18 protein-coding genes are annotated in these 21842 nt (G+C 39.7%); 12 read left to right on the top strand and 6 right to left on the bottom strand.

Annotation, left to right across the window (positions count from 1 at the left end; all coding sequences use genetic code 11):
- The first annotated feature begins 34 nt into the window (after positions 1–34).
- Positions 35–1723 carry a beta-carotene ketolase CrtO gene (crtO, locus tag VB733_RS08150; protein ID WP_323339570.1) on the top strand — a complete coding sequence of 563 codons (1689 nt, stop codon included), beginning with the start codon at positions 35–37 and terminating at the stop codon, positions 1721–1723.
- 22 nt (positions 1724–1745) lie between these two features.
- On the opposite strand, the gene VB733_RS08145 is transcribed toward crtO, so the two are convergent.
- The 4 genes from VB733_RS08145 to VB733_RS08130 form a co-directional block, all read right to left on the bottom strand.
- The gene (locus VB733_RS08145) at positions 1746–2300 is read right to left on the bottom strand and encodes a hypothetical protein (protein WP_323339569.1); all 555 of its coding nucleotides are present in this window, start codon (positions 2298–2300) and stop codon (positions 1746–1748) included.
- Positions 2301–2428: 128 nt separating this feature from the next.
- Positions 2429–3646, bottom strand: coding sequence for a type II secretion system F family protein (locus VB733_RS08140; RefSeq protein ID WP_323339568.1), 1218 nt, complete (start codon positions 3644–3646; stop codon positions 2429–2431).
- 193 nt (positions 3647–3839) lie between these two features.
- Positions 3840–4958, bottom strand: coding sequence for a type IV pilus twitching motility protein PilT (locus tag VB733_RS08135; protein ID WP_323339567.1), 1119 nt, complete (start codon positions 4956–4958; stop codon positions 3840–3842).
- A gap of 135 nt (positions 4959–5093) precedes the next feature.
- Entirely contained in the window at positions 5094–7109 is a 2016-nt protein-coding gene (locus VB733_RS08130) for a GspE/PulE family protein (RefSeq protein ID WP_323339566.1), read from the bottom strand.
- Between the two features lie 301 nt (positions 7110–7410).
- Between VB733_RS08130 and grpE the strand changes: the two genes are divergently transcribed.
- A complete protein-coding gene (gene grpE, locus VB733_RS08125; RefSeq protein WP_323339618.1) occupies positions 7411–8151 on the top strand; it encodes a nucleotide exchange factor GrpE in 741 nt (246 codons plus the stop codon).
- Between the two features lie 312 nt (positions 8152–8463).
- Complete coding sequence (gene dnaK, locus VB733_RS08120) at positions 8464–10422, top strand: molecular chaperone DnaK (protein WP_323339565.1); 1959 nt, start codon at positions 8464–8466, stop codon at positions 10420–10422.
- Between the two features lie 102 nt (positions 10423–10524).
- On the opposite strand, the gene VB733_RS08115 is transcribed toward dnaK, so the two are convergent.
- Complete coding sequence (locus VB733_RS08115) at positions 10525–10686, bottom strand: hypothetical protein (protein ID WP_323339564.1); 162 nt, start codon at positions 10684–10686, stop codon at positions 10525–10527.
- Between the two features lie 45 nt (positions 10687–10731).
- On the opposite strand from VB733_RS08115, the gene VB733_RS08110 reads away from it, so the two are divergent.
- The 9 genes from VB733_RS08110 (at position 10732) to VB733_RS08070 (ending at position 19865) form a co-directional block, all read left to right on the top strand.
- Entirely contained in the window at positions 10732–10932 is a 201-nt protein-coding gene (locus VB733_RS08110) for a hypothetical protein (RefSeq protein WP_323339563.1), read from the top strand.
- A 146-nt stretch (positions 10933–11078) separates the two neighbouring features.
- Positions 11079–12224: a molecular chaperone DnaJ gene (dnaJ, locus tag VB733_RS08105; RefSeq protein WP_323339562.1), complete on the top strand. Its 1146-nt coding sequence runs from the start codon at positions 11079–11081 to the stop codon at positions 12222–12224.
- Positions 12221–12475 (top strand): sulfurtransferase TusA family protein, encoded by a 255-nt coding sequence (locus VB733_RS08100; protein WP_323339561.1) that lies wholly within the window; start codon positions 12221–12223, stop codon positions 12473–12475. Before dnaJ ends, VB733_RS08100 begins: the two co-directional genes overlap by 4 nt.
- Positions 12475–13563: a small ribosomal subunit biogenesis GTPase RsgA gene (gene rsgA / locus VB733_RS08095; RefSeq protein WP_323339560.1), complete on the top strand. Its 1089-nt coding sequence runs from the start codon at positions 12475–12477 to the stop codon at positions 13561–13563. The genes VB733_RS08100 and rsgA overlap by 1 nt, the downstream gene beginning before the upstream one ends.
- A 196-nt stretch (positions 13564–13759) precedes the next feature.
- A complete protein-coding gene (locus VB733_RS08090; protein WP_323339559.1) occupies positions 13760–14671 on the top strand; it encodes an alpha/beta fold hydrolase in 912 nt (303 codons plus the stop codon).
- Between the two features lie 646 nt (positions 14672–15317).
- On the top strand, positions 15318–15602 hold the full coding sequence (locus VB733_RS08085; RefSeq protein ID WP_323339616.1) for an HU family DNA-binding protein: 285 nt from the start codon (positions 15318–15320) through the stop codon (positions 15600–15602).
- Positions 15603–15631: 29 nt separating this feature from the next.
- Entirely contained in the window at positions 15632–16720 is a 1089-nt protein-coding gene (gene cobD / locus VB733_RS08080; RefSeq protein WP_323339558.1) for a threonine-phosphate decarboxylase CobD, read from the top strand.
- Between the two features lie 240 nt (positions 16721–16960).
- Positions 16961–18490, top strand: a complete 1530-nt coding sequence (locus VB733_RS08075) for an NAD(P)/FAD-dependent oxidoreductase (RefSeq protein ID WP_323339557.1) — start codon at positions 16961–16963, stop codon at positions 18488–18490.
- A gap of 748 nt (positions 18491–19238) precedes the next feature.
- A complete protein-coding gene (locus VB733_RS08070) occupies positions 19239–19865 on the top strand; it encodes a PEP-CTERM sorting domain-containing protein (RefSeq protein WP_323339556.1) in 627 nt (208 codons plus the stop codon).
- 120 nt (positions 19866–19985) lie between these two features.
- Here VB733_RS08070 and VB733_RS08065 read toward each other — a convergent pair whose 3' ends face one another.
- A complete protein-coding gene (locus tag VB733_RS08065; protein WP_323339555.1) occupies positions 19986–21770 on the bottom strand; it encodes a DUF3685 domain-containing protein in 1785 nt (594 codons plus the stop codon).
- Between the last annotated feature and the right edge of the window lie 72 nt (positions 21771–21842).

Genomic DNA, 21842 nt, shown 5'->3' with positions numbered 1-21842 from the left:
TCGGGATAGATTATGTATTACTAAAATATCAATTATGCAAGAGTATGATGTCGTAATTATTGGTGCTGGACACAACGGTTTGGTGTGTGCTGCCTATTTGCTCAAAGCTGGTTATAGCGTTATTTTGCTAGAAAAACGCTCTGTTCCTGGAGGTGCAGCCACAACTGAAGAATGTATACCAGAAGCTCCAGGATTTAAATTTAATTTATGTGCGATCGATCATGAATTTATTCATTTAGGTCCTGTTGTTCAAGAATTAGAATTGGAAAAATACGGTTTAGAATATTTAGATTGTGATCCAGTTGTATTTTGTCCCCATCCCGATGGCAAATATTTTCTAGGGCATAAATCTCTAGAAAAAACCTGTACCGAAATAGCCCGTTATAACGAACGGGATGCCAAAAAATATGCCGAATTTACAAATTATTGGCAACGTGCAATTAGTGCGATGATTCCTATGTTTAATGCACCTCCAAAATCAGTAATTGATATATTTGGTAATTATGATATTGCCAAAATAAAAGATTTATTTTCAGTTGTTGGTTCACCAAATAAAACTTTAGATTTTGTCCGCACAATGTTAACTAGTGCTGAAGATATCCTCAATGAATGGTTTGATGAGGAGTTTTTAAAAGCACCTTTAGCACGGCTGGCAGCAGAATTAGGCGCACCACCTTCGCAAAAAAACCTCGCTATTGGTGTGATGATGATGGCAATGCGTCATAACCCTGGCATGGCACGTCCCCGTGGTGGTACAGGTGCTTTAGTACAAGCTTTAGTGAATTTAGTCACTAGTTTAGGTGGAGTAATATTAACAGATCAGCATGTAAAAAAAGTCTTAATTGATGATGGTAAAGCTGTTGGTGTTCAAGCAGGAATTAATGAATATCGCGCGAAGTGTGGTGTGATTTCTAATATTGATGCCAAGCGGTTATTTTTACAGTTAGTGGATAGTAGTGATGTTGATGCTGCGGATAAAAATTTGCGTGAACGATTAGAAAGAAGAATTGTTAATAATAATGAAACAATTCTCAAGATAGATTTGGCATTAGACGAGCCGTTACACTTTGTTAATCACGAGCATAAAGATGAATATTTAGTGGGGTCAATATTAATAGCTGACTCAATGATGCATGTCGAAAAAGCACATAGTTTGTGTACTATGGGGGAAATTCCTGATAGTGACCCTTCGATGTATGTAGTCATGCCTAGTTTCCGTGATCCATCCCTAGCGCCTCCTGGAAAACACACAGTCTGGATTGAATTTTTTGCCCCATATCAGATAGCAGGTGCAGAAGAAACTGGTTTAAGAGGAACTGGTTGGACGGATGATTTGAAAAATAAAGTTGCCGATAAAGTCGTTGACAAATTAGCACAATATTCACCAAATTTACAACATTCAATCATTGCCCGTCGCGTTGAAAGTCCCGCCGAATTAGGTGAAAGACTAGGTGCATATAAAGGTAATTACTATCATATTGATATGACCTTAGACCAAATGGTTTTCTTCCGTCCCTTACCCGAAATTGCTAACTATAAAACACCAATTGACAACTTATTTTTGACAGGTGCAGGAACACATCCAGGTGGTTCAATATCTGGGATGCCAGGACGTAATTGTGCGCGAGTTTTCCTACAAACACAGCGTCCGATCGCGCAAACATTCAAAGATGCAAGAGATGCGATCGCATCTACACTTGCTTCTGTATTTAAGATTAATTAATATCTACTTAATATCACTTAATTTATCTCTCTAATCTCTCTTCCCTAATACCTAATCCCTCTTCATCAGAAACTATTTCAGGTATCTGAATTACAAAAGGTAATTCAGTACCTAATAGTCCACGCTTGATGCGTTCTGATGTTTCTGGGAAAACCACAAACAAGGGATATTTAGTATTGCTTCCCTCACTCAAAATATGACTATGACGTGAAGGCATCAACCACTCATAATCTTTATCGAGTAACATCTGTGTTTCTCGCCAGCGTTTTAATAAATCTGAAAAATCCTCATGGGGGCGATGAATAAAAATAAAAATTTCTGCGCCAGTTTTAATTTTCCACTCCGGATCACACATTAAAACTGCTACATCGCAGGATAAATGATTTGCTTCCGCAGGTAAATTAGTCTTACGAAGACGAATAATAGGTAAAGGAATAATAATGACACTTTCATCTGGGCGACGAAGGCTAGGAATCATCTCCAAATAGGGACGATGTAGTTTGAAAAGAGTAATAATGCCTTCATGATGACAATAATCTACTAAACAAGTTTCATAATCAGATTTTTGTACTGGCATAGTTATATATTGAATAGTTAATTTTTATAAAAAAATCAATAATTTCTAAATATATGTAGAGTTAAAAGATAGAAGTTTTCATAGAAAATTATCAACTCCTGACTTCTAACTCCTAGATTTAACATTTCCTAACCCAACTTCTCAAATACCGCAAACATTGGTAGATACATCGACAACAGAATCGTCGCCACCATACCCCCAATAACTACAATCATCACAGGTTCCAAAATACTAGTTAATGCCTTTACAGTTTGTTCTACTTCATCCTCATAAAAATCAGCTACTTTCATTAACATTGCATCAATTTCCCCAGTTTCTTCTCCAATGCTAATCATCTGAATTGCCATTGCTGGAAACACCTTTTCTTTCTGTAGTGCGATACTAATCATGCCACCTTGTTGAACTTCTACTTTTGATGCATCAATTGCATTCGCAATAACCTGATTACCTGCGGTATCACGCACAATTTCCAAGGAGGTTAAAATCGGAACACCAGAACGAGTCAGTGAACCAAAAGTACGACTAAATTTAGCAACTGCTGATTTTTGAATCAAATCACCAAATAGAGGCATCTTCAATGACAAACTATCAATATTTAACCTGCCCACAGGAGTGCTGTAGTAAGTTTTATAAGAAAAACTACAAGCAACAAAAATAATTGGTAGAGTCCACCAAAAACCAACCAAAAATTTACTAACCTCCAGCATAAATTGAGTTAGGGCTGGTAATTGAGTACCTAAATCTTTAAAGATAGCAGCAAAAATTGGAATCAGGAAAACTGTCATCCCAATAAAAATTGCCACAGCTAACAAACCAACCACTACTGGATATGAAAGTGCTGATTTGATTTGATTTTGTAAACGAGCAACGTCTTCTAATAATTTGGCTAGGCGATTAAGCACTTCATCTAATACACCACCAACTTCCCCAGCTTGCACCATACTTACATACAAACCATCAAAACACTGAGGATGCTTCCGCATTGCATCAGAAAGGTTCAATCCATTTTGAACATCTGAACTAATATCCATCAAGGCTTTTTTTAACTTGGGATTATTACATTGTTCTGACAATACACCCAAACTTCTCACAATCGCGACACCTGCGTTGACTAACGCAGCAAATTGACGAGAAAAAACAGCTTTATCTTTTACAGAAACCGTGGCAAAGCGTGTATTAAAGTCAAGCGCTGACTTTAAATCAAAAGCTTGTGCTTGTTTGAGTTCCTGAATAACAAAACCTTGCTGTCGCAAATTTACACGAGCTTCTTTGATAGATTCTGCAACAATTTTCTCAGTTCGAGATTTTCCTTGTGTATCTCGAACACGGGCAACAAAACTTGGCATAATTAGATTTTTCTAGATTTGAATTTTTAGATTTGCTTTTTAGATATTGAAAAGCCAAAAATTAGTAATTATTTAACAAGAATAAAAGTTATAAAATGAGCATTAATAATTAATTTCAAAAATTAATTATTATTAATTATTAATTACTAGTTCATAACTCCGATGGAGACGTGCTACAGCACGTCTCGATGATTTAATGTGTTCTCGCTGCTGTTTTTGCACCAGCTTGCGGAGGAGCGCCACCAATTAAGCGTTGTACTTCATCAGGTTTAGAAGTCTTAGACATTGCCGCTTCAAATGAGATAGTCCCAGCTTTATATAAATTAGCTAAAACTGTCTCTAAGGTTTGCATACCTAACTTACCGCCAGTTTGAATAGCTGAATAAATTTGTGATGTTTTGCCTTCACGAATCAAGTTAGAAATAGCAGGAGTAATTACCATTATTTCCTGTGCCATTACTCGACCATATTCACCAGGTTTAGGATTTTTCTTAGGTACTAAAGTTTGGCTAAATACAGCTACTAATGAGTTAGATAATTGGACTCTAACTTGAGTTTGTTTTTCGTGGGGGAAAACGTCAATAATCCGGTCAACTGTTTGTGCCGCCGAACTAGTGTGTAGAGTTCCAAATACTAAGTGACCTGTTTCCGCCGCAGAAATTGCCAAAGAAATGGTTTCCAAATCGCGCATTTCTCCGACTAGAATAATATCCGGGTCTTCCCGTAAAGCGGCTTTGAGTGCATTGGCAAAACTCTTAGTATCTTCACCTAATTGACGTTGGTGAACTAAGCTTTTAATCGGTTCATACACAAATTCAATCGGGTCTTCTACTGTGAGAATATGTTCAGCACGGGTGCGGTTAATTAAATCAATCATTGCCGCTAAAGTTGTTGTTTTTCCAGAACCTGTAGGTCCAGTAACCAAGATTAATCCTCTTGGTTTTTCAGACATCTCTCTGACAACATCAGGCAAACCTAACTTTTCAAAGTTAGGAATTTTTGAACTTAAAGCACGCAAACAAGCAGCATAAGCACCACGATCTTTATAGACGTTAACACGAAAACGAGCCAATCCTTTGACACCATAAGAACAGTCTAATTCCCAAGTTTGTTCTAATGTTTTGCGTTGAGTATTGTTGAGCATACTAAAAATTAGTCTCTGACAGCTATCAACTGTTAAAACACCATATTTTTCTTGAGGAGTGAGCTTTCCGCTAACACGAAAATAGGGAGGTAGACCTGCGGATAAATGTAAATCGGAACCCCCTTGCCCAATCATATCTTCCATCAAGTCTTCAATCATGTAATCCATAGTTGATTTCCTTTTTTTGATTATTAATGATTTGTGAATATTTATTAGTTAATTAGTTAATTAGTCATGGAAATAGGTAATAGATAATAATTATTTTTTAATCAACTATTTTGACTATTAACTAGTAACTAGTAACTAATCTGAAAAACGCGGTGTCATACAGTAAGGACAATCAAGCCATTCTGGTTGAAGTTCAGCGCTGCATGTCCCACAAGTTAAGCCGCTCTTACGCTTGGCTTTGAGTTCAGCTTCTAAACCTGTGTCAGTGAAAGTTACCCGTTCAACTTCTTCAAGGGTTGTGCTGCCTTGACGCACTAAATCGAGACTGTACGCCAGTAAGGTTTTCATTCCTTCTTCGATCGCCACTTCTTTGATACGTTCGGTGGGTGCCTCTGCGTTAATCAAGGTTTGGAGATTTTCGGTAATACGCATTACTTCATAAACACCGCAACGTCCTTTGTAACCAACACCATTACAAGTGGGACAGAGTGTATTACTTGCCTTGGCTTGGGAAATTTGTTCGTTGCTCAGGGAATTAGCTTTGTAGAGGGTTAATCCCAAATCTTGCGAAGCTGTCATCCCATAACGTGCCAGTTCTTCAGGCGTGGGAGTATAGGGAACACGACAGTCAGGACAGACACGGCGCACAAGACGCTGTGCCAATACACCCAGTAGCGAACTCGATACCATGAAAGGTTCAATACCCATTTCACCCAATCGAGCGATCGCGCCTGGTGCATCATTAGTATGTAAAGTTGTCAATACTAAGTGTCCCGTTAAGGCGGCTTCAATAGCCGTTTTTGCTGTTTCCTTGTCTCGTGTTTCCCCCACCAGCAATACATCAGGGTCTTGACGCAAAAATGCCCGCAATGCAGTGGCAAAGTCTAAACCTTTCTCACGAATCACCTGCACCTGGGTAATTCCCGGCAAACTATATTCAATTGGGTCTTCTACGGTACTGATATTGATTCCGGGGTCGTTTTTCTCTGCCAATGCCGAATATAGTGATGTAGTTTTACCCGAACCCGTCGGTCCCGTCACCAAAATCAAGCCAAAGGGACGGCTAACCATATCTTGGACAATTTGTAAAGTTTCTGGGTCGGTAATTAATTTATCTAAACCCAACTGTGTAGAGGAGTTGTCCAGAATCCGCAAACACACTTTTTCACCATAACGGCTGGGTAATGTATTCACCCGGAAGTCAACTTTACGTCCATCAAACACCCGACGAATCCGTCCATCTTGTGGTAATCGACGTTCAGCAATATCTAAGTTGGCAACAATTTTAAATCGAGCCGTAACCGCAGGAATAATCTTCTTCGGCAAAGCATCGAATGCTTCACGCAACACCCCATCCTTACGAAAACGAATCCGTAAGTTTTCTTCTTGAGGTTCGATGTGAATATCAGATACATTTTCTTGCAGTGCTTTGGCGAGAATCCGATTGACCAAATTGATGATTGGAGCATCTTCTGCACCTTTCATCGCTGAACCTAAATCGGCTTCTGCCTCGTCTGGCGCATCAGCTAAATCGAGATCGTCAAGATTCTCTAAATCCTGGTTGATATCAGTTAGTTTGGCTTGCTCTAAATTTTTCTGCTTAACTGACAGTTCATCTAGATATTGATTAATTATTTGCTGATAGTCTTCTTGGGTGATTACCATCCGTTGCAGTGCTAATCCTTGCGGACGTAGAATGCGATTGAGGTCATCAGAAGCTTCCAAATTATCTGGAGCAACCATTGCCACCAGCAAAGAAGGTGGGTTTTGGTCATCATTACGCAAAAGCGGTACTAAACGATGACGACGACAAATATCAACCGGGATGAGGGTTTCAATCAAGTTACCCACCATGGAGTTCCCAACTTCGCTAACTTCCGGATCGAGTGATTCAACCCCGTAAAGTATTTTGAGTTCAAAAAGTTGTTGTTTTTTATATAGTCTGAGCAATTCTGGCGATAATTGCCGTCCAGACACAGATTCAATAATGTCGATTAACGGTCTGCCAGTTTTGCGGCTTTCCATCAAAGCTTGCCGCATTTGTTCGCTATCGACAAAGCCAGATTGCACCAGTTTGTTGCCGAAAGGCGAAAACTCCGACCTAGTGGTTAGAGCGGTACTGCGCCTTTGTTGTGACGACGAATAAGTCATATATCCAATTAAGAGTAGCCGAAACCTCTGGTTTAAGTATTCCCAAACCACTAGCAATAACTTTCATTTCGGCTCAGAAAAAATTCCAAATTGGGATTGAGGATGCAGATGGGTCATTCAGATTGCCTAGTTCGAGGTTTTCCCCTAGAGTCTGAGCAATCTCAAATAATTACTTTTACGGGAACCCACACTACGCTACTCTACGGAAAGCCGACCTTGGAGCGATACGCTAATTTGCTCGCCATTTGTCACAATAGATGACGGTGATAAGCCAAATAAATTATCACCGATTAAGTAGACAATAGTAAACGAAAATAAACTGCTAGAAACTATTACTCAACAATCAGGAGACTTAACAGAGGTAACGCAAGCAATGAATAGCGACTCCCCAGAAATTAATGTCAATGTGTCTGGCAGCGAAGCGACTGAGCAAGCTGTATCAGCAAATGTAACGACGGATACAAATAATGTGTCTGACTCCGAAAATAGTGCTGCTGAGACAGGAAATAAAGATTCCGAAGTTTCATCTCAAACGACGCAGCAAATCGAATCACTTAAAACTCAGGTCGAACAATCTAATAATCAGTACATGCGCCTGGTAGCGGATTTCGATAACTACCGCAAACGCACAGCTAAAGAAAAAGAAGACCTGGATACACAAGTAAAGCGGAATACGATTACAGAATTATTACCGGTTGTTGATAATTTTGAGCGGGCGCGTGCCCAAATTAAACCCCAAGATGATGGGGAACTGGCAATTCATAAAAGTTACCAAAGCGTTTATAAGCAATTAGTAGACTGCTTGAAACGCTTGGGTGTTTCGCCGATGCGTCCAGAGGGTCAACCCTTCGATCCCAATCTTCATGAAGCAGTTATGCGCGAACCTACGGATGAACATCCAGAAGGAACAGTGTTAGAAGAGTTAGTACGCGGATATTTTTTGGGCGATCGCGTGCTACGCCATGCAATGGTTAAGGTGGCAGCTCCAAAGGAAGATACGCCTGATTATTCCGATAGTCAGTCGAGTCCAGCAGATAGTTAAACGGCTTTCTCAACGGGGAAAACCTTCTGTGAGCGTCTAAACTTTTTGTCAGTAATTAGTTGACAGCCACAGGCAGTTTTGCCTGTGGTAAATTGTTATCGCTCAAATACTAAATATTTTCTGAGATTGATGCTGGTAATGTAAATTACTTCTTTTGCGCTGACTTCTTGTTTTCAAAAGTGCTTCAGTCTTGGCTTTCAATCTTGCACCTTTTGGTTCGCTGAAGACAGGAAAGTTGTCTAAGTGCTAGCTCGCCAATACCCAAATCATAAATACTCCGCAATAAACAAGTGTAAAAATACTGAATTATTTATGGGAAAAGTTATTGGGATTGACTTAGGCACTACCAACAGTTGTGTCGCAGTTTTGGAAGGTGGTCAACCAATCGTAATTGCGAATTCCGAAGGTGGAAGAACTACTCCAAGTATTGTTGGCTTTGGTAAAGGCGGCGAACGCTTGGTTGGGCAGTTGGCAAAGCGTCAAGCTGTGACAAATGCAGAAAATACGATTTACAGTATCAAAAGATTTATTGGTCGCCGTTGGGAAGATACGGAAACTGAGCGATCGCGGGTTCCGTATCAATGTATCAAAGGTCGTGATGATACTGTTGATGTGCAAATTCGCGGACGGAATTACACCCCTCAAGAAATCTCGGCGATGGTTCTGCAAAAACTCAAGCAGGATGCTGAGAATTTTTTGGGTGAAACTGTTACCCAAGCAGTAATTACCGTACCTGCTTATTTTACCGATGCTCAACGTCAAGCGACCAAAGATGCTGGGACGATCGCCGGTCTGGAAGTGCTGCGGATTATTAATGAACCGACTGCTGCTGCTTTGGCTTTTGGCTTGGAAAAGCAAGATCAAGAGCAGTTAATTCTTGTTTTTGACCTTGGTGGCGGTACATTTGACGTATCCATTTTGCAATTAGGGGATGGAGTATTTGAAGTTAAGGCAACTTGTGGTAACAATCAGCTTGGTGGTGATGACTTTGATAATGTCATTGTTGAGTGGATGATTGAAGATTTTAAACAACAAGAAAATATTGACTTAGCTCAAGATAAGATGGCGCTGCAACGCCTGCGGGAAGCTGCGGAAAAGGCAAAAATTGAACTTTCCAGCATGGGTAACACTTCGATTAATTTACCATTCATTACAGCTGATGCCACTGGTCCTAAGCACTTAGAAACGGAACTCAGCCGTGCCAAATTTGAAGAGTTAGCAACTAATTTAGTCACTGCTACTATCGAACCAATGGCACAAGCACTCAAGGATGCCGACCTGAAGCCTGAAGATATCGATAAAATTATCTTAGTCGGTGGTTCTACGCGCATTCCCGCCGTTCAAAATGCTTTAATGAAGTTTTTTAACGGTAAAGCCCCTGATCGCTCCATCAACCCCGATGAGGCTGTTGCCTTGGGTGCAGCCATTCAAGCTGGGGTATTAGGTGGTGAAGTCGATAACTTGCTGCTACTCGATGTCACCCCACTTTCTCTAGGAATTGAAACCTTGGGCGAGGTTTTCACCAAAATCATCGAGCGCAACACGACAATACCCACGAGCAAATCCCAAGTTTTCTCCACTGCGATTGATGGACAAACATCGGTGGAGATTCATGTACTCCAAGGGGAACGGGCAATGGCTCGTGATAATAAGAGTTTGGGTAAGTTTTTACTCACAGGGATTCCCCCTGCGCCCCGTGGAGTTCCCCAAATTGAAGTATCGTTTGAAATGGATGTTAACGGGATTCTCCAAGTCGGGGCACAAGATAAAGGAACTGGCAGAGAGCAAAGCATTCGGATTACAAATACAGGTGGCTTGAACGCTAACGAAGTTGAAAAAATGCGCCTGGAAGCTGAAGCATTTGCCGAAGAGGATAAAAAACGGATCGAATTGGTAGCTTTGAAGAACCAAGCCGATAATTTATTGCATAGTTATGAATCAACTCTCAAAAATAACGGTAACTTGGTTAGCGACTCAATCAAAGAGAAAGTCGAGGAAAAAGTCTCATATCTCCAAGCAGCAATGGGTAATGCCAAAATCTCTGTTGATGAGTTTAAGCAACATTTAGATGACTTCCAGCAAACCCTATTTGCATTAGGTGCAGAAGTTTACAATCGTGCCAACACCCAGCCCGGTGAAATTGTCGAAATTAACGATGATTCCATGAACTCGGAAGTGAATGGGGGAATAAATGGGATGATTACACCCGAATTTAACTTTGATTTTGAAGAAGAAGGTAGTTTACAGGCAGATTACGAAACGATCGATTAATTTTCCATTGGATTTTGTGTGATAGATGACATCGCCGAGGCTTTCGAGTCTCGGCAATGCTATGTTTAAATAGCGATCGCCAATATATTTGCTCAATTAATCTCAATAAACGTAAATCACTCTCAATGCATTCAAAAATCCCAGCCAAAATGCTTCTCCTGAGGCTGTTTCGGTTTTCCACACCTCATAAGTGCGGCTAGCCCCTCTTCTTGTCTGGCTGAGATTTAGCCGACTAGATAGCACAATTGTAAAAGAGAGTGCCATTTCGCGCTCGTATATTCAAATCGATCAACTAACTCAACTAAAATTTTGAGTCAAGAAAAAACTGGAGTGGTGGCTTTTGCTGATCAGAAATTAAAATTGTGCAATGTTAAATTATTACAGTTCACTGCGATCGCTTTGCCAACTACTCAATTACTACCAATCGAGGCTAATTTATGTCCGAAAGGTGAGTGTCAGCGAATCAATTGGTTCGTATTTGGCAGACTCAAAGGTTCTTTAGCTGTATAGCTTTATCTATTATTTGTTTTTTCGCGCTCGTTGTAAAAGGTAAAAGGTAGAATTTACTATTAATCAGATCATTAATAAAACTTAACTCTTGCCTTCTGCCTAGCTAACCCTAGCTCTTCTACCCTCTAACCCTCACCTTGTACTCTATGTCTCGTGATTATTATGAAATTCTCGGTGTCTCTCGTGATGCCGACAAAGATGAAATCAAAAGTGCTTACCGTCGTTTAGCTCGGAAGTATCACCCGGATGTGAACAAAGAGCCGGGTGCGGAGGAGCGCTTTAAAGAAATTAATCGTGCCTATGAAGTGCTATCTGAGCCGGAAGTTCGCGCTCGTTATGATCGCTTTGGTCCCGATGGTGTGAATGCAGGGGCTGGTGTTGGCTTCCAAGATATGGGCGATATGGGTGGTTTCGCCGATATTTTTGAAAGTATTTTCAGTGGTTTTGCTGGCGGTGGCATGGGGGGACAAACTCAACAACGTCGCCGTAGTGGACCAGTGCGCGGTGATGACCTCCAATTAGACCTAAAATTAGACTTTCGCGAAGCTGTATTCGGTGGCGAAAAACAGATTCGCATCGCCCACTTAGAAACTTGTGAAGTTTGTAGTGGTTCGGGAGCAAAACCAGGTACTCGTCCCCGTACATGTTCGACATGTAGCGGCAGTGGACAAGTTCGCCGCGTCACCAGAACACCTTTTGGTAGTTTCACCCAAGTATCAACTTGTCCAACCTGTAATGGTTCCGGGATGGTGATTGAAGATAAGTGTGATGCTTGTGCAGGTAAAGGCACAAATCAAGTTGCCAAGCAACTAAAAATTACAATTCCGGCAGGCGTATATGATGGATTACGTCTACGTATACCAGGTGAAGGTGATGCCGGACAACGTAGTGGTCCAGCAGGGGATTTGTACGTACAGCTAACCGTTAATGAAGATAAAGAATTCCAACGGGAAGACCTCAATATTCGTTCTACCATTACTATTAGCTACCTCCAAGCCATTTTAGGTTGTCGATTGCAGGTAAATACAGTCGATGGACCAGAAGAATTGACAATTGTGCCAGGTACTCAGCCCTACAGCGAATTCCGTCTCGAAAATCATGGCGTACCCAAATTGGGTAATCCCGTCAGTCGAGGAGATCATTTGGTGACAGTGTTAATAGATATTCCCAATCCCGCAAAATTAACTGCTGAGGAGAAAAAATTGCTCGAAGAACTCGCTAAAATTAGAGGAGAACGCACAGGTAAAGGCGGTATTGAAGGATTCTTGGGAAATTTTTTCCACCAACGATGAGTGTATCTCCCCTTTCATCTCCGGATGCTCAATTGGACTTACGGGGTACTCCCTGCCCAATTAATTTTGTCCGCACAAAATTATACCTGGAAAAGATGGCAACTGGCAGTTTGCTAGAAGTCTGGCTCGATCCAGGTGAACCAATTGAGCAAGTCCCCGACAGTTTAACAATGGCTGGTTACAAAGTCGAACAAATTACAGATTGTTCCGGCTACTTTTCATTGCTGGTACGCCGTCCGGTTAATGTCTAATGAAAGCTGAGGATTTGGCAGCTAGCGGACGGTTACTAGGTACGGTGCTTGCCGTACAGGCAAATTTTTATCAAGTTCAGTTGGATTTGGACATAGAGAATTTGAGGTTTTCCCCTCCCTCTCCCTCCATCCTCCTTTGCACCCGCAGAAGTCGCTTAAAAAAAATCGGTCAACAGGTGATGGTAGGCGATCGCGTCATCATTGAAGAACCCGATTGGAGTGGTGGACGAGGTGCAATTGCGGAAGTTATCCCCCGTCAGAGTCAATTAGACCGTCCCGCGATCGCTAATGTCAATCAAATTCTCTTGGTGTTTGCTGTTGCTGATCCACCTTTGGAGCCTTATCAACTCAGTCGCTTTTTAGTTAAGGCTGAATCAACAGGTTTAGATGTCGTCTTATGTCTGAATAAGTGCGATTTAATTTCTGCTGAAGAACAAGCAGCAATTAAGCAACGTTTGTCTGGTTGGGGATATCAGCCACTTTTTATTAGTACATACAAAAGTATAAATATTGACTTTATCTACTGGAAGTTAAAAGACAAAATTACCGTATTTGCAGGCGCTTCTGGAGTTGGGAAATCGAGTTTAATTAATACATTGATTCCAGGGGTCAATTTACGTGTCAATGAAGTGTCGGGTAAGTTGGCAAAAGGTCGTCATACTACCCGTCATGTGGAGTTATTTGAGTTACCTAGTGGTGGCTTACTTGCGGATACCCCTGGCTTTAATCAGCCCGATTTAGATTGTAATCCTGAAGATTTAGCCTACTATTTCCCCGAAGCAAGAGAAAAATTAGTGAATGGCAATTGTCGGTTTAGTAATTGTCTGCACCGAGATGAACCGGATTGTGTGGTTAGCGGAGATTGGGAACGTTACGAACATTATTTAGTATTTTTAGAAGAAGCTATTTTCCGACAAACTCAACTTCATCAACAAGCTGATCCGGAATCTACCCTGAAGTTAAAAACAAAAGGTAAAGGCAAGAGTGGGTATGAACCCAAACTCGAAACAAAAAAATACCGTCAAAAGTCTCGCAGAACTCAGTTACAGGAATTGCAGAACCTATATCAAGATAGTGACGATGACTAGGGAAAAATTAGTTGATGAATTGAGGAATGACGACTGATAGAGAGACTTAGAGACGCGGGGACGCGGAGAACGTTTAATCGTAAGTGATTAGCCAGACATGATAGAACCTTGGAAATACATGGTTTCTGCCACATGCTCAATAATGAAATTCAAAATCTAATAATCTCAAACCTCAAACCTCAAACCTAAAATTCAAATGACTATATCAACTTCAACTTCAACACTTGCCCCATCGCAAATCTGGATTTGGCGAGGTTTTCCCATTTGCTATCAAACTCAAGGTGACACTGGACCTGCGGTTGTATTTATACATGGTTTTGGCGCGTCTTGGTGGCATTGGCGAAAAAATATTCCCGCACTTGCAGAAAATTGTCGTGTATTTGCGATCGATTTAATTGGATTTGGTGGTTCCGCCAAGCCGAAACCAAATGAGGAAATGACTTATACCTTTGAAACTTGGGGACAGCAAATAGCTGATTTTTGTCGCGAAGTCGTCGGGGAATCTGTTTTCTTGGTGGGAAATTCGATTGGCTGTATTGTGGCGATGCAGGCGGCTGTAGATAATCCAGAGATTGCCCGTGGAATCGCTTTACTTAATTGTTCACTACGCCTGTTACACGATCGCAAACGTGACGTTTTACCTTGGTATCGTCGTCTGGGTACGCCATTTTTACAAAAAGTATTAGCAATTCCATCGGTAGGAAATTTCTTTTTTAACCAAATTGCCAAACCCAAGACAGTACGCAAGATTTTATTGCAAGCCTACTCGAATGCAGAGGCTGTCACCGACGAATTAGTTGATATTTTAATGGCTCCAACTAGTGATCCCGGTGCAGTTGCGGTATTTTTAGCATTTACAGCTTATTCCAGTGGTCCCTTACCGGAGGATTTGTTACCAAAGCTACCCTGTACAACAGTAATTCTCTGGGGTGCAGCAGACCCATGGGAGCCAATAGAACTTGGTCAAGAGTTTGCCAATTATCCACAAGTAGTAAAATTTATACCACTAGCAGGGGTCGGTCATTGTCCGCAGGATGAAGCGCCTGAGATTGTCAATCCAATTTTACAAGATTGGATTAATGAACAGAGCCTTGAGAAGCTAACATAGTCTCGATATTAGCAGCAGAATTACTCCAGGGATGAATTTGGGTGCTGACAATTTAGACGAGGCTGATATGAGTTCTTTCTTGTCAATAGATATTTTGATTGCGATATGTAAAAATATGCGGCAAATTTTCTCACAAAAATTTCTCTATCTCAGTCAAAAATCTCAACTTCATATAAATTATGATGATTTTTCGGAGTAATTAGTAATTTAAATTAATTAAGCATTTTTTAGCAATTTACTCTAATAAAAACTTATCAAAAAAAACTTTTTTGGCTACCTCAAAGCTATTTTTGCTACTTTTTTGCCAAAAAAGACTACAATTTACCCTCTGTTCTCTAAAGAATAAGGGTTTTTACTAAGTATTTTTTCCTACCTTGGAGAAGGTTTTGAGGGAAACAGAGTTGCTTTTTTTGACGGAAAACCTGAAATCTATATAAATTAATGGTTTCATCTGTTCACTTCTGTCGTATAACCCTTAGAATGATTCATTGAAAAGTCGAGCCAACAGGAGTTGCAGCGATTTTAAGCAAAATTACTCCCAAAGGTAGACTTTGTAAATCTCCGAACAGAGATTTCAGTGACTCGTAATAAGGATGCACAACAGTGTATCTGTCGCAATCCGAAAGTAAACCCCAAGGAGCTTGACATGAATAAAGGCGAATTAGTTGATGCAGTAGCAGAAAAAGCTAGCGTGACTAAAAAGCAAGCTGATGCAGTTCTCTCTGCGGCTTTGGAAACCATCATCGAAGCTGTTTCTTCTGGCGATAAGGTGACACTAGTTGGTTTTGGCTCGTTTGAATCGCGGGAAAGAAAAGCCCGCGAAGGGCGTAACCCCAAAACCAATGAGAAAATGGAAATTCCTGCCACTAAAGTTCCTGCCTTCTCAGCTGGAAAACTGTTTAGAGAGCGGGTAGCACCCCCAAAAGCTTAAGTTGTTCAGTTTTTAGGAATTGTTGTTGGATGGGGAAGCAAGCACATGGAGGCAATCTAGTTTGGGCAGCAGCGCTGGCTGGCTGTTCTCCTAGTGCGATTCTGGATTTTTCTGCGAGTATTAGCCCTTTGGGACCTCCTGGCAGTGTTTTAGCTGCTATTGAGTCGCAATTGAGTAATATTCAGCATTATCCAGACCCCAATTATAGTGATTTGAGGAATACCCTCAGTCACTTTCATCAACTACCTTCAGAATGGATTATGCCTGGTAATGGCTCGGCAGAATTACTAACTCTCGCTGGTAGAGATTTAGCAGGGTTAAGTACAAATTTAGGTGCGACTGTGTTGATAACTCCAGCTTTTGGCGATTACTATCGGGCACTAGCTGCTTATGATGCAAAAGTGCTGGAGTTTTCCCTGTTTAGTGCAGAGTCGCTGAGTGTATTAAAATTTCAACTCTCGGCAATTAGCGCTCAAACCTCAGGACTTCTTCTCAATAATCCTCACAATCCAACGGGAAGGCTGTTCCGCAGAGAAGAAATTTTACCATTGTTGGATAAATTCGCTTTGGTGGTGGTTGATGAGGCTTTTATGGACTTTTTGCCACCTGATGAGGAACAAAGTCTTTTAGGGGTTGTGCAGGATTATCCCAATTTAGTAATTTTGAGGTCATTAACTAAGTTTTATAGTTTAGCGGGATTACGTTTGGGTTATGCTGTTGCTAGTCCCCAGCGTTTGCAGCGTTGGCAAAGCTGGCGTGATCCTTGGAGTGTGAATTGCTTTGCTACTGCTGCGGGAGTGGCTGCAATTCAAGATCAAGAGTTTCAGCAGCAAACTTGGTGTTGGCTGCCATTAGCGCGACAACAACTTTTTGACGGTTTGGCAAAAATTCCTGGTTTGACACCTTGGAAGAGTGCTGCTAATTTTTTGCTGGTTGAGTCTGAACATGCGTGTGAATATTTGCAGGAACAACTGCTGAAAAAATATAAAATATTAATTCGGGACTGTCATAGTTTTCCGGAATTAGGCGATCGCTTTTTTCGAGTTGCTGTTCGCACAACATCGGAAAATCAACTTTTGTTAACAGCTTTACAGGGTGTAGTGGAAAATCAAGAGTAGGATGTGGGGAAATTTAAGATTTTTAATTTTTAAGTTCAAACTTGATACAAGTTATAGCAACTTCCCCAAATTAGGTAATAGATGAAAGTTAAAGTTATCATTGCCTTATCTACCATTTTATTAATCGCGTAAACTCAAGTATTTTCCCTCTAATAATAACTGTAAATTAGTATTTCCCTTCGCTGAGATTATGCCTCTTGCTGCTTCTAATTATCCCTTTTTCATCCTCTTTTCTAAACTGTGATTGACTACGATCTTGTGATTATTGGTGGGACTTTAGCAGGTAGATATGCGGCGCTAAAAGCTTCGCAATTACGTGCTAAGGTGGCTTTAATTGAACCAGAGAATAATTTAAGTCAAAATTTAAGTTCCGGGTTGGTTTATCTTGATGCTTTATCTGAGGTTTCTAAACGCAAGTTACAACTGGAAAATGCATCGGATTTTGGTATTTTATTTTCTCAGTATAGTAGTGTCCCAGAAAGCGAAGACGCAAAATTATCTGGAGATGAAGCAGCAACTGTCACTCCCATAGTTGGTGTAGATTGGGATACTTTAATGCTGCGAACACTAGGGGTAGAATTACAAGCGCGATCGCATTATTCGTTAAAATATCTAGCAGCACAAGGTATTGATATTGTCATTGGTGCGGGGCATTTTCAAGCAGAAGCAAAGTTAAGTTTTTTGATCAATAATCGTCTAATAATTGGACGCAGATATTTACTGGCAACGGGTTCACTTCCCAAGGTAGATAATATTGAGGGATTGCAGAAAACTGGCTTTTTGACTTTGGCAAATATTTGGCAAGTTTTCAATGCTCCCTCTGTGAATGCGAATAAAATGCCTCAAAATTGGGTAATTCTTGGTGGAATTCCTCAAAGTATTCAACTGGCGCAAACATTAAATCGACTTGGTTATCATGTTACATTAATTTGCGATCGCTCTGATATTCTCTCCCATATTGATACTGAAATAAACCAATTACTGCAAGCACAATTAGAAGCTGAAGGTGTACGTATCTTCACCAAAACTTGTGTAACACAGGTTTTACAAATTGACGGGAAAAAATGGTTACAAGCTGGTGATAAAGCAATTGAAACTGATGAAATAGTTGTAGCAACTCATCAAATACCAAATATAGAGTCTTTGAACTTAGCATCTGTGGGCGTAAAATGGTATCAAAATCGCTTGCATGTAAATGAGAAGCTGCAAACAACTAATTCACGTATTTATGCTTGTGGTGATGTGATTGGTGGATATACATTGACAAATGTCGCACATTATGAGGCGGATATTGCGTTAAAAAATGCTCTATTTTTTTCCACCGCTAAAGTAGATTATAAAAATATTGCTTGGGGAATATCAACTCAACCAATGTTTGCTCAGGTGGGTTTACTTCAATCTCAAGCAGAAAATTTATATAATTCGAGTGCAGTTTTAGTTTTGCGACAATATTTTAAATCTCTAGTTACAGCCCAAATTAGAGATGAAACTACGGGTGTTTGTAAAGTAGTTGTCTTAAGAAATGGGGTAATTTTAGGTGCTTCTATTATTGGAGCCGAAGCTAGGGAGATAATTAATATTATTGCTGTGGCGATGAATCGAAAGCTGAAAATTAATCAACTGGCGAGCTTATGTTTTAGTTATCCCAGTTTTTCTAGTATATTAGAAGCGATCGCACAGGATTGGCAATTACAAAGATTAAATCATAATTTGATTAAGCAGGAATTGCTAGATGATTTCTTCCAAATTCGCCGCAATTGGGATATTTGATTGTAAGTTCTAATAATTAGGCATCAATATAATATTGTCTGCAATTACTCTGTGACAGTTGCATCATATCGATTCTCTCAATGTTTGCTACTGAAGTATGGATACGAGGGTTTGGAGACGTAGAGATTCTTGTGTCGCAGTATTTTAGAGGATTCTTATATTAATTGGTGACAAATTAAGGTTATCAATGATTTGTCAATAAGTAATAGTGCTGAAAATCTTGTCCACATTTGAGGTTAAAAACACAAATTTTGAGCCAGCCTTCACGTCAAATTTAAAAGCATCGTTCATACTTCCTGCAAATCCTCAGTACAAAGCTTAATTAGATACTCGGCATCTGGATTATTTATAGTGTAATTACTATTGACGAAATAAATTTTGATTTTACTTGTCATGAATCGAGGATTCTAATTTATTTCTCACAATCGTTATAGAAGAAAGTTATATTCTCTTTTCAAATCCCTCTAACTTTTTCATAAAAAACTTATATTGTATCTACGTAATATTTAGATATTGTTTTTAGGACTTTATATTCAGAAGAATTGTATGAGATTTTAGTTAAAAAAACTGAAAATTCCTCTTGAGAGTGGACAGTTTCCCAATTGGGAGATTATTGTTGATACATAAGACATTGAGTTCTAAAAAATCTGTTGAATCGATTCAAATAATCAGATCAAACTTTTATCAAGTTTGATTTTAGCCTCAATATTTGTCTCACATAATCTGATTCATCTATAACATTCACATAATGAAAAACATCACCTCTACATTGATTGCTGCTTCTATTTTTGCTGCTAGCGTAGTAGTTGTTTCGGCTCCAGCTCATGCAGTTAGCTTTAGTTCATGTACTACCAATACATATAATATTGCAGACAACGTAACAGGTACATCTGGCTGTCAAATTAGTAATGACTTTAATCAAGATTTTCTTAATATCCAAAACCCCAGTTCTTCTACTGTAAATCAAGCTGATTTCTTTGATATAAGTAACTGGACATTCGGTGGTAAAATTGGTACCGATTCTGGCTTTCTGGGCACAAAAGAAGGACAGTCGGGAACTTGGGATATATCTAATGTAATTCAAAGCTCCTGGAACAATGTCATGCTAGTCTTCAAGTCTGGAAACGGAACTAATCTCGTTGGCTATAAGGTTACTGATGGTGTGACTTCTGGGAGCTGGTTATCACCTTTTGAAAAAGCTGCATTCGGTTTCAATGGAAATGGAACTAAGGATGTATCTCACATTAGTGTTTACTATACCCAAGGAGCAAAACCACCTGTTACTTCGGTTCCTGAGCCAGCTAGTATAGTTGCTTTAAGTTTGGTTGGGGGTTCAATATTAGTATCGCGTCGTCGCATTAGCCAATCTGCTTAAAATTTGAAAATTTACTCAACATTTTCATGAAAAATCTCCAAATTCTTCCTAGTAAATTGGGACTTGTTTCCAGAATATAAGGTGAGAATTTGGAGCTACACTTCAGCATCCACATAGCAATTATTTCTTATTTTTTCCTTCCAGAAATGAAATGCTACCAATACCTTGAAGGATACCACGTCCAATTAAACCTAATCCACGACCAATAACTTGGGTTAAAATAAAAACTACTCCACTACCTAATAACGATAGAATTGAACGTAAACGTGGTGTAACTGCATCTCTCAATTCAAGTAATAATGTAATTACAAGAGGAATACCTTTGAGTTGTGATAATTCGACACGTCGAGGTGCGTAAGTTGAGATTTTCGCTATTCCTCTAGGAGCAAATACAAACAATTCGTAACGACTTTCAAAAATTGCCTGCGGTTCTGTAACATAATTTCTCAGGCGATATTTCCACGATAAGTTATTTCTAAACTTCTCGATTTCTCTAGTAGAAATGTATTGGCGATCGTAAAATTTTTGTTTAATCTCTTCTATATCAGCTATTTTATTCAGTAGTGGCTGAATCACACTATTAGCAACTTGAATGAGAAGATTTTCTAAAATTCTTAAAGCATGAGATTTTGCTTCTAGAGTACCAGCTAAATATACATTATTATCAATATAAAATTCTGTCTGAAAGATTAAATATGATAATAATTCTGGAAATAAGGGAATATAATCTAAGATTTCACATTGAATAATCTCTGCATCTGCTAGTAGCAAATTAGCTATCTCAACATTTTTATCACCAATTTTTACTCGCGAAAACTTGCCAAAAAAATCGATTGTTACAGTTTGCCACAAGTCCCGCAAAATCAAATTATTCATCTCATATAATTGATTTACTTCAATATTCGAGCTTCGCAAATCATCCAATACTTCTGCTAACTTTTGTAAAATTAGATAAAGTAATTCGCGTTTTTTCTCAACCCGAAAAATATCAATTTCTAAATTGACATCCGTCACATTTTGTAGTGGTAGCTGAAGTTGAGATACGCAAGCTGAAAATAAATCAGATTGTAGTCCTCTGGGACTCAACTGGGATAGTAAATTAGGGGTTGGTGATGTATCAACTTGTCTATTACTTTTAGTAAAGATATTCTCCTGATTTCCTGGCTCAATTACATTAGCAATATGCGGAATATTCGGAAGCTCACCCCTTGTTTCAGTCTGCGAACCTGGGATATTGACAATCAAAATCTTATTTAATAGCCAACGGGCAGCAATTAATTCACGTTGCTTACCTGCCAAAATAGCCTTATCTAAAACTGGTAATCCCGGAATTTGTAATTTCCCTGTCACCTGGACTAAATTTTCCTGAATGTAACGATTCCCTGACAATTTGAGATTATTGAGGTAACGGGAAAAGGGAGAGGAGTGAGAAGGGGCAGAAGGTAAAAAGGGAGGCGGGAAAGTGAGGGGATAGCCTGATGTAACGGCATTGATAGCTGCAACTAGCTCGCCAACGGGAATTCCTTTAGAATAATAACCATTTACTCCTAATTGTTGTGCTGTGGCAACCAATTGCTGGTTTTGCGTAGCACTAAGAATCAAGATTGGTAATTGGGGATATTGGGCTTTTAATTGCTGACAAAGCTGTAAATTTGCTTGTAAGTTTGTTTGTAAACTAGCTGCTTGAGTCGCAGTTGCATAGCCATTATCAATATCCAAGATGACTAAATCGAGTTGATTCTGATTTTCTAGCGTGAGTCGGGTAATGATTTCCAATGCTTCCACATCAGTTTGAGCTTCTCCAACTACCTCGAAATTAGCCTCAGCCTCCAAGACTACGCGCAAACCCAATCTAAAGATTGAGTCCTGGTCTATTAATAATATCCTGATTGTGCGATCGCTCATAGTTGGGGAATGCTAAGTGCTGAGTTGAAATTGTTGAACTAAAAGTGCTGAGTACCAAGTCTCTGCCTTTCA

The sequence above is a fragment of the Calothrix sp. UHCC 0171 genome (assembly GCF_034931845.1).
Taxonomy (GTDB): Bacteria; Cyanobacteriota; Cyanobacteriia; order Cyanobacteriales; family Nostocaceae; genus Brunnivagina.
The sequence above is the reverse complement of the archived record's forward strand: the minus strand, read 5'-3'. Positions and strand labels throughout refer to the sequence as shown.

Bases quoted from the DNA above. Each gene is read 5' to 3' on its own strand.
- VB733_RS08085 (WP_323339616.1), top strand. From the start codon at position 15,318: ATGAATAAAGGCGAATTAGTTGATGCAGTAGCAGAAAAAGCTAGCGTG.
- VB733_RS08065 (WP_323339555.1), bottom strand. From the start codon at position 21,770: ATGAGCGATCGCACAATCAGGATATTATTAATAGACCAGGACTCAATC.
- VB733_RS08100 (WP_323339561.1), top strand. From the start codon at position 12,221: ATGAGTGTATCTCCCCTTTCATCTCCGGATGCTCAATTGGACTTACGG.
- VB733_RS08135 (WP_323339567.1), bottom strand. From the start codon at position 4,958: ATGGATTACATGATTGAAGACTTGATGGAAGATATGATTGGGCAAGGG.
- rsgA (WP_323339560.1), top strand. From the start codon at position 12,475: ATGAAAGCTGAGGATTTGGCAGCTAGCGGACGGTTACTAGGTACGGTG.
- dnaJ (WP_323339562.1), top strand. From the start codon at position 11,079: ATGTCTCGTGATTATTATGAAATTCTCGGTGTCTCTCGTGATGCCGAC.
- VB733_RS08145 (WP_323339569.1), bottom strand. From the start codon at position 2,300: ATGCCAGTACAAAAATCTGATTATGAAACTTGTTTAGTAGATTATTGT.
- VB733_RS08070 (WP_323339556.1), top strand. From the start codon at position 19,239: ATGAAAAACATCACCTCTACATTGATTGCTGCTTCTATTTTTGCTGCT.
- VB733_RS08115 (WP_323339564.1), bottom strand. From the start codon at position 10,686: ATGGCACTCTCTTTTACAATTGTGCTATCTAGTCGGCTAAATCTCAGC.
- VB733_RS08090 (WP_323339559.1), top strand. From the start codon at position 13,760: ATGACTATATCAACTTCAACTTCAACACTTGCCCCATCGCAAATCTGG.
- VB733_RS08140 (WP_323339568.1), bottom strand. From the start codon at position 3,646: ATGCCAAGTTTTGTTGCCCGTGTTCGAGATACACAAGGAAAATCTCGA.
- dnaK (WP_323339565.1), top strand. From the start codon at position 8,464: ATGGGAAAAGTTATTGGGATTGACTTAGGCACTACCAACAGTTGTGTC.
- VB733_RS08130 (WP_323339566.1), bottom strand. From the start codon at position 7,109: ATGACTTATTCGTCGTCACAACAAAGGCGCAGTACCGCTCTAACCACT.
- crtO (WP_323339570.1), top strand. From the start codon at position 35: ATGCAAGAGTATGATGTCGTAATTATTGGTGCTGGACACAACGGTTTG.
- cobD (WP_323339558.1), top strand. From the start codon at position 15,632: ATGGGGAAGCAAGCACATGGAGGCAATCTAGTTTGGGCAGCAGCGCTG.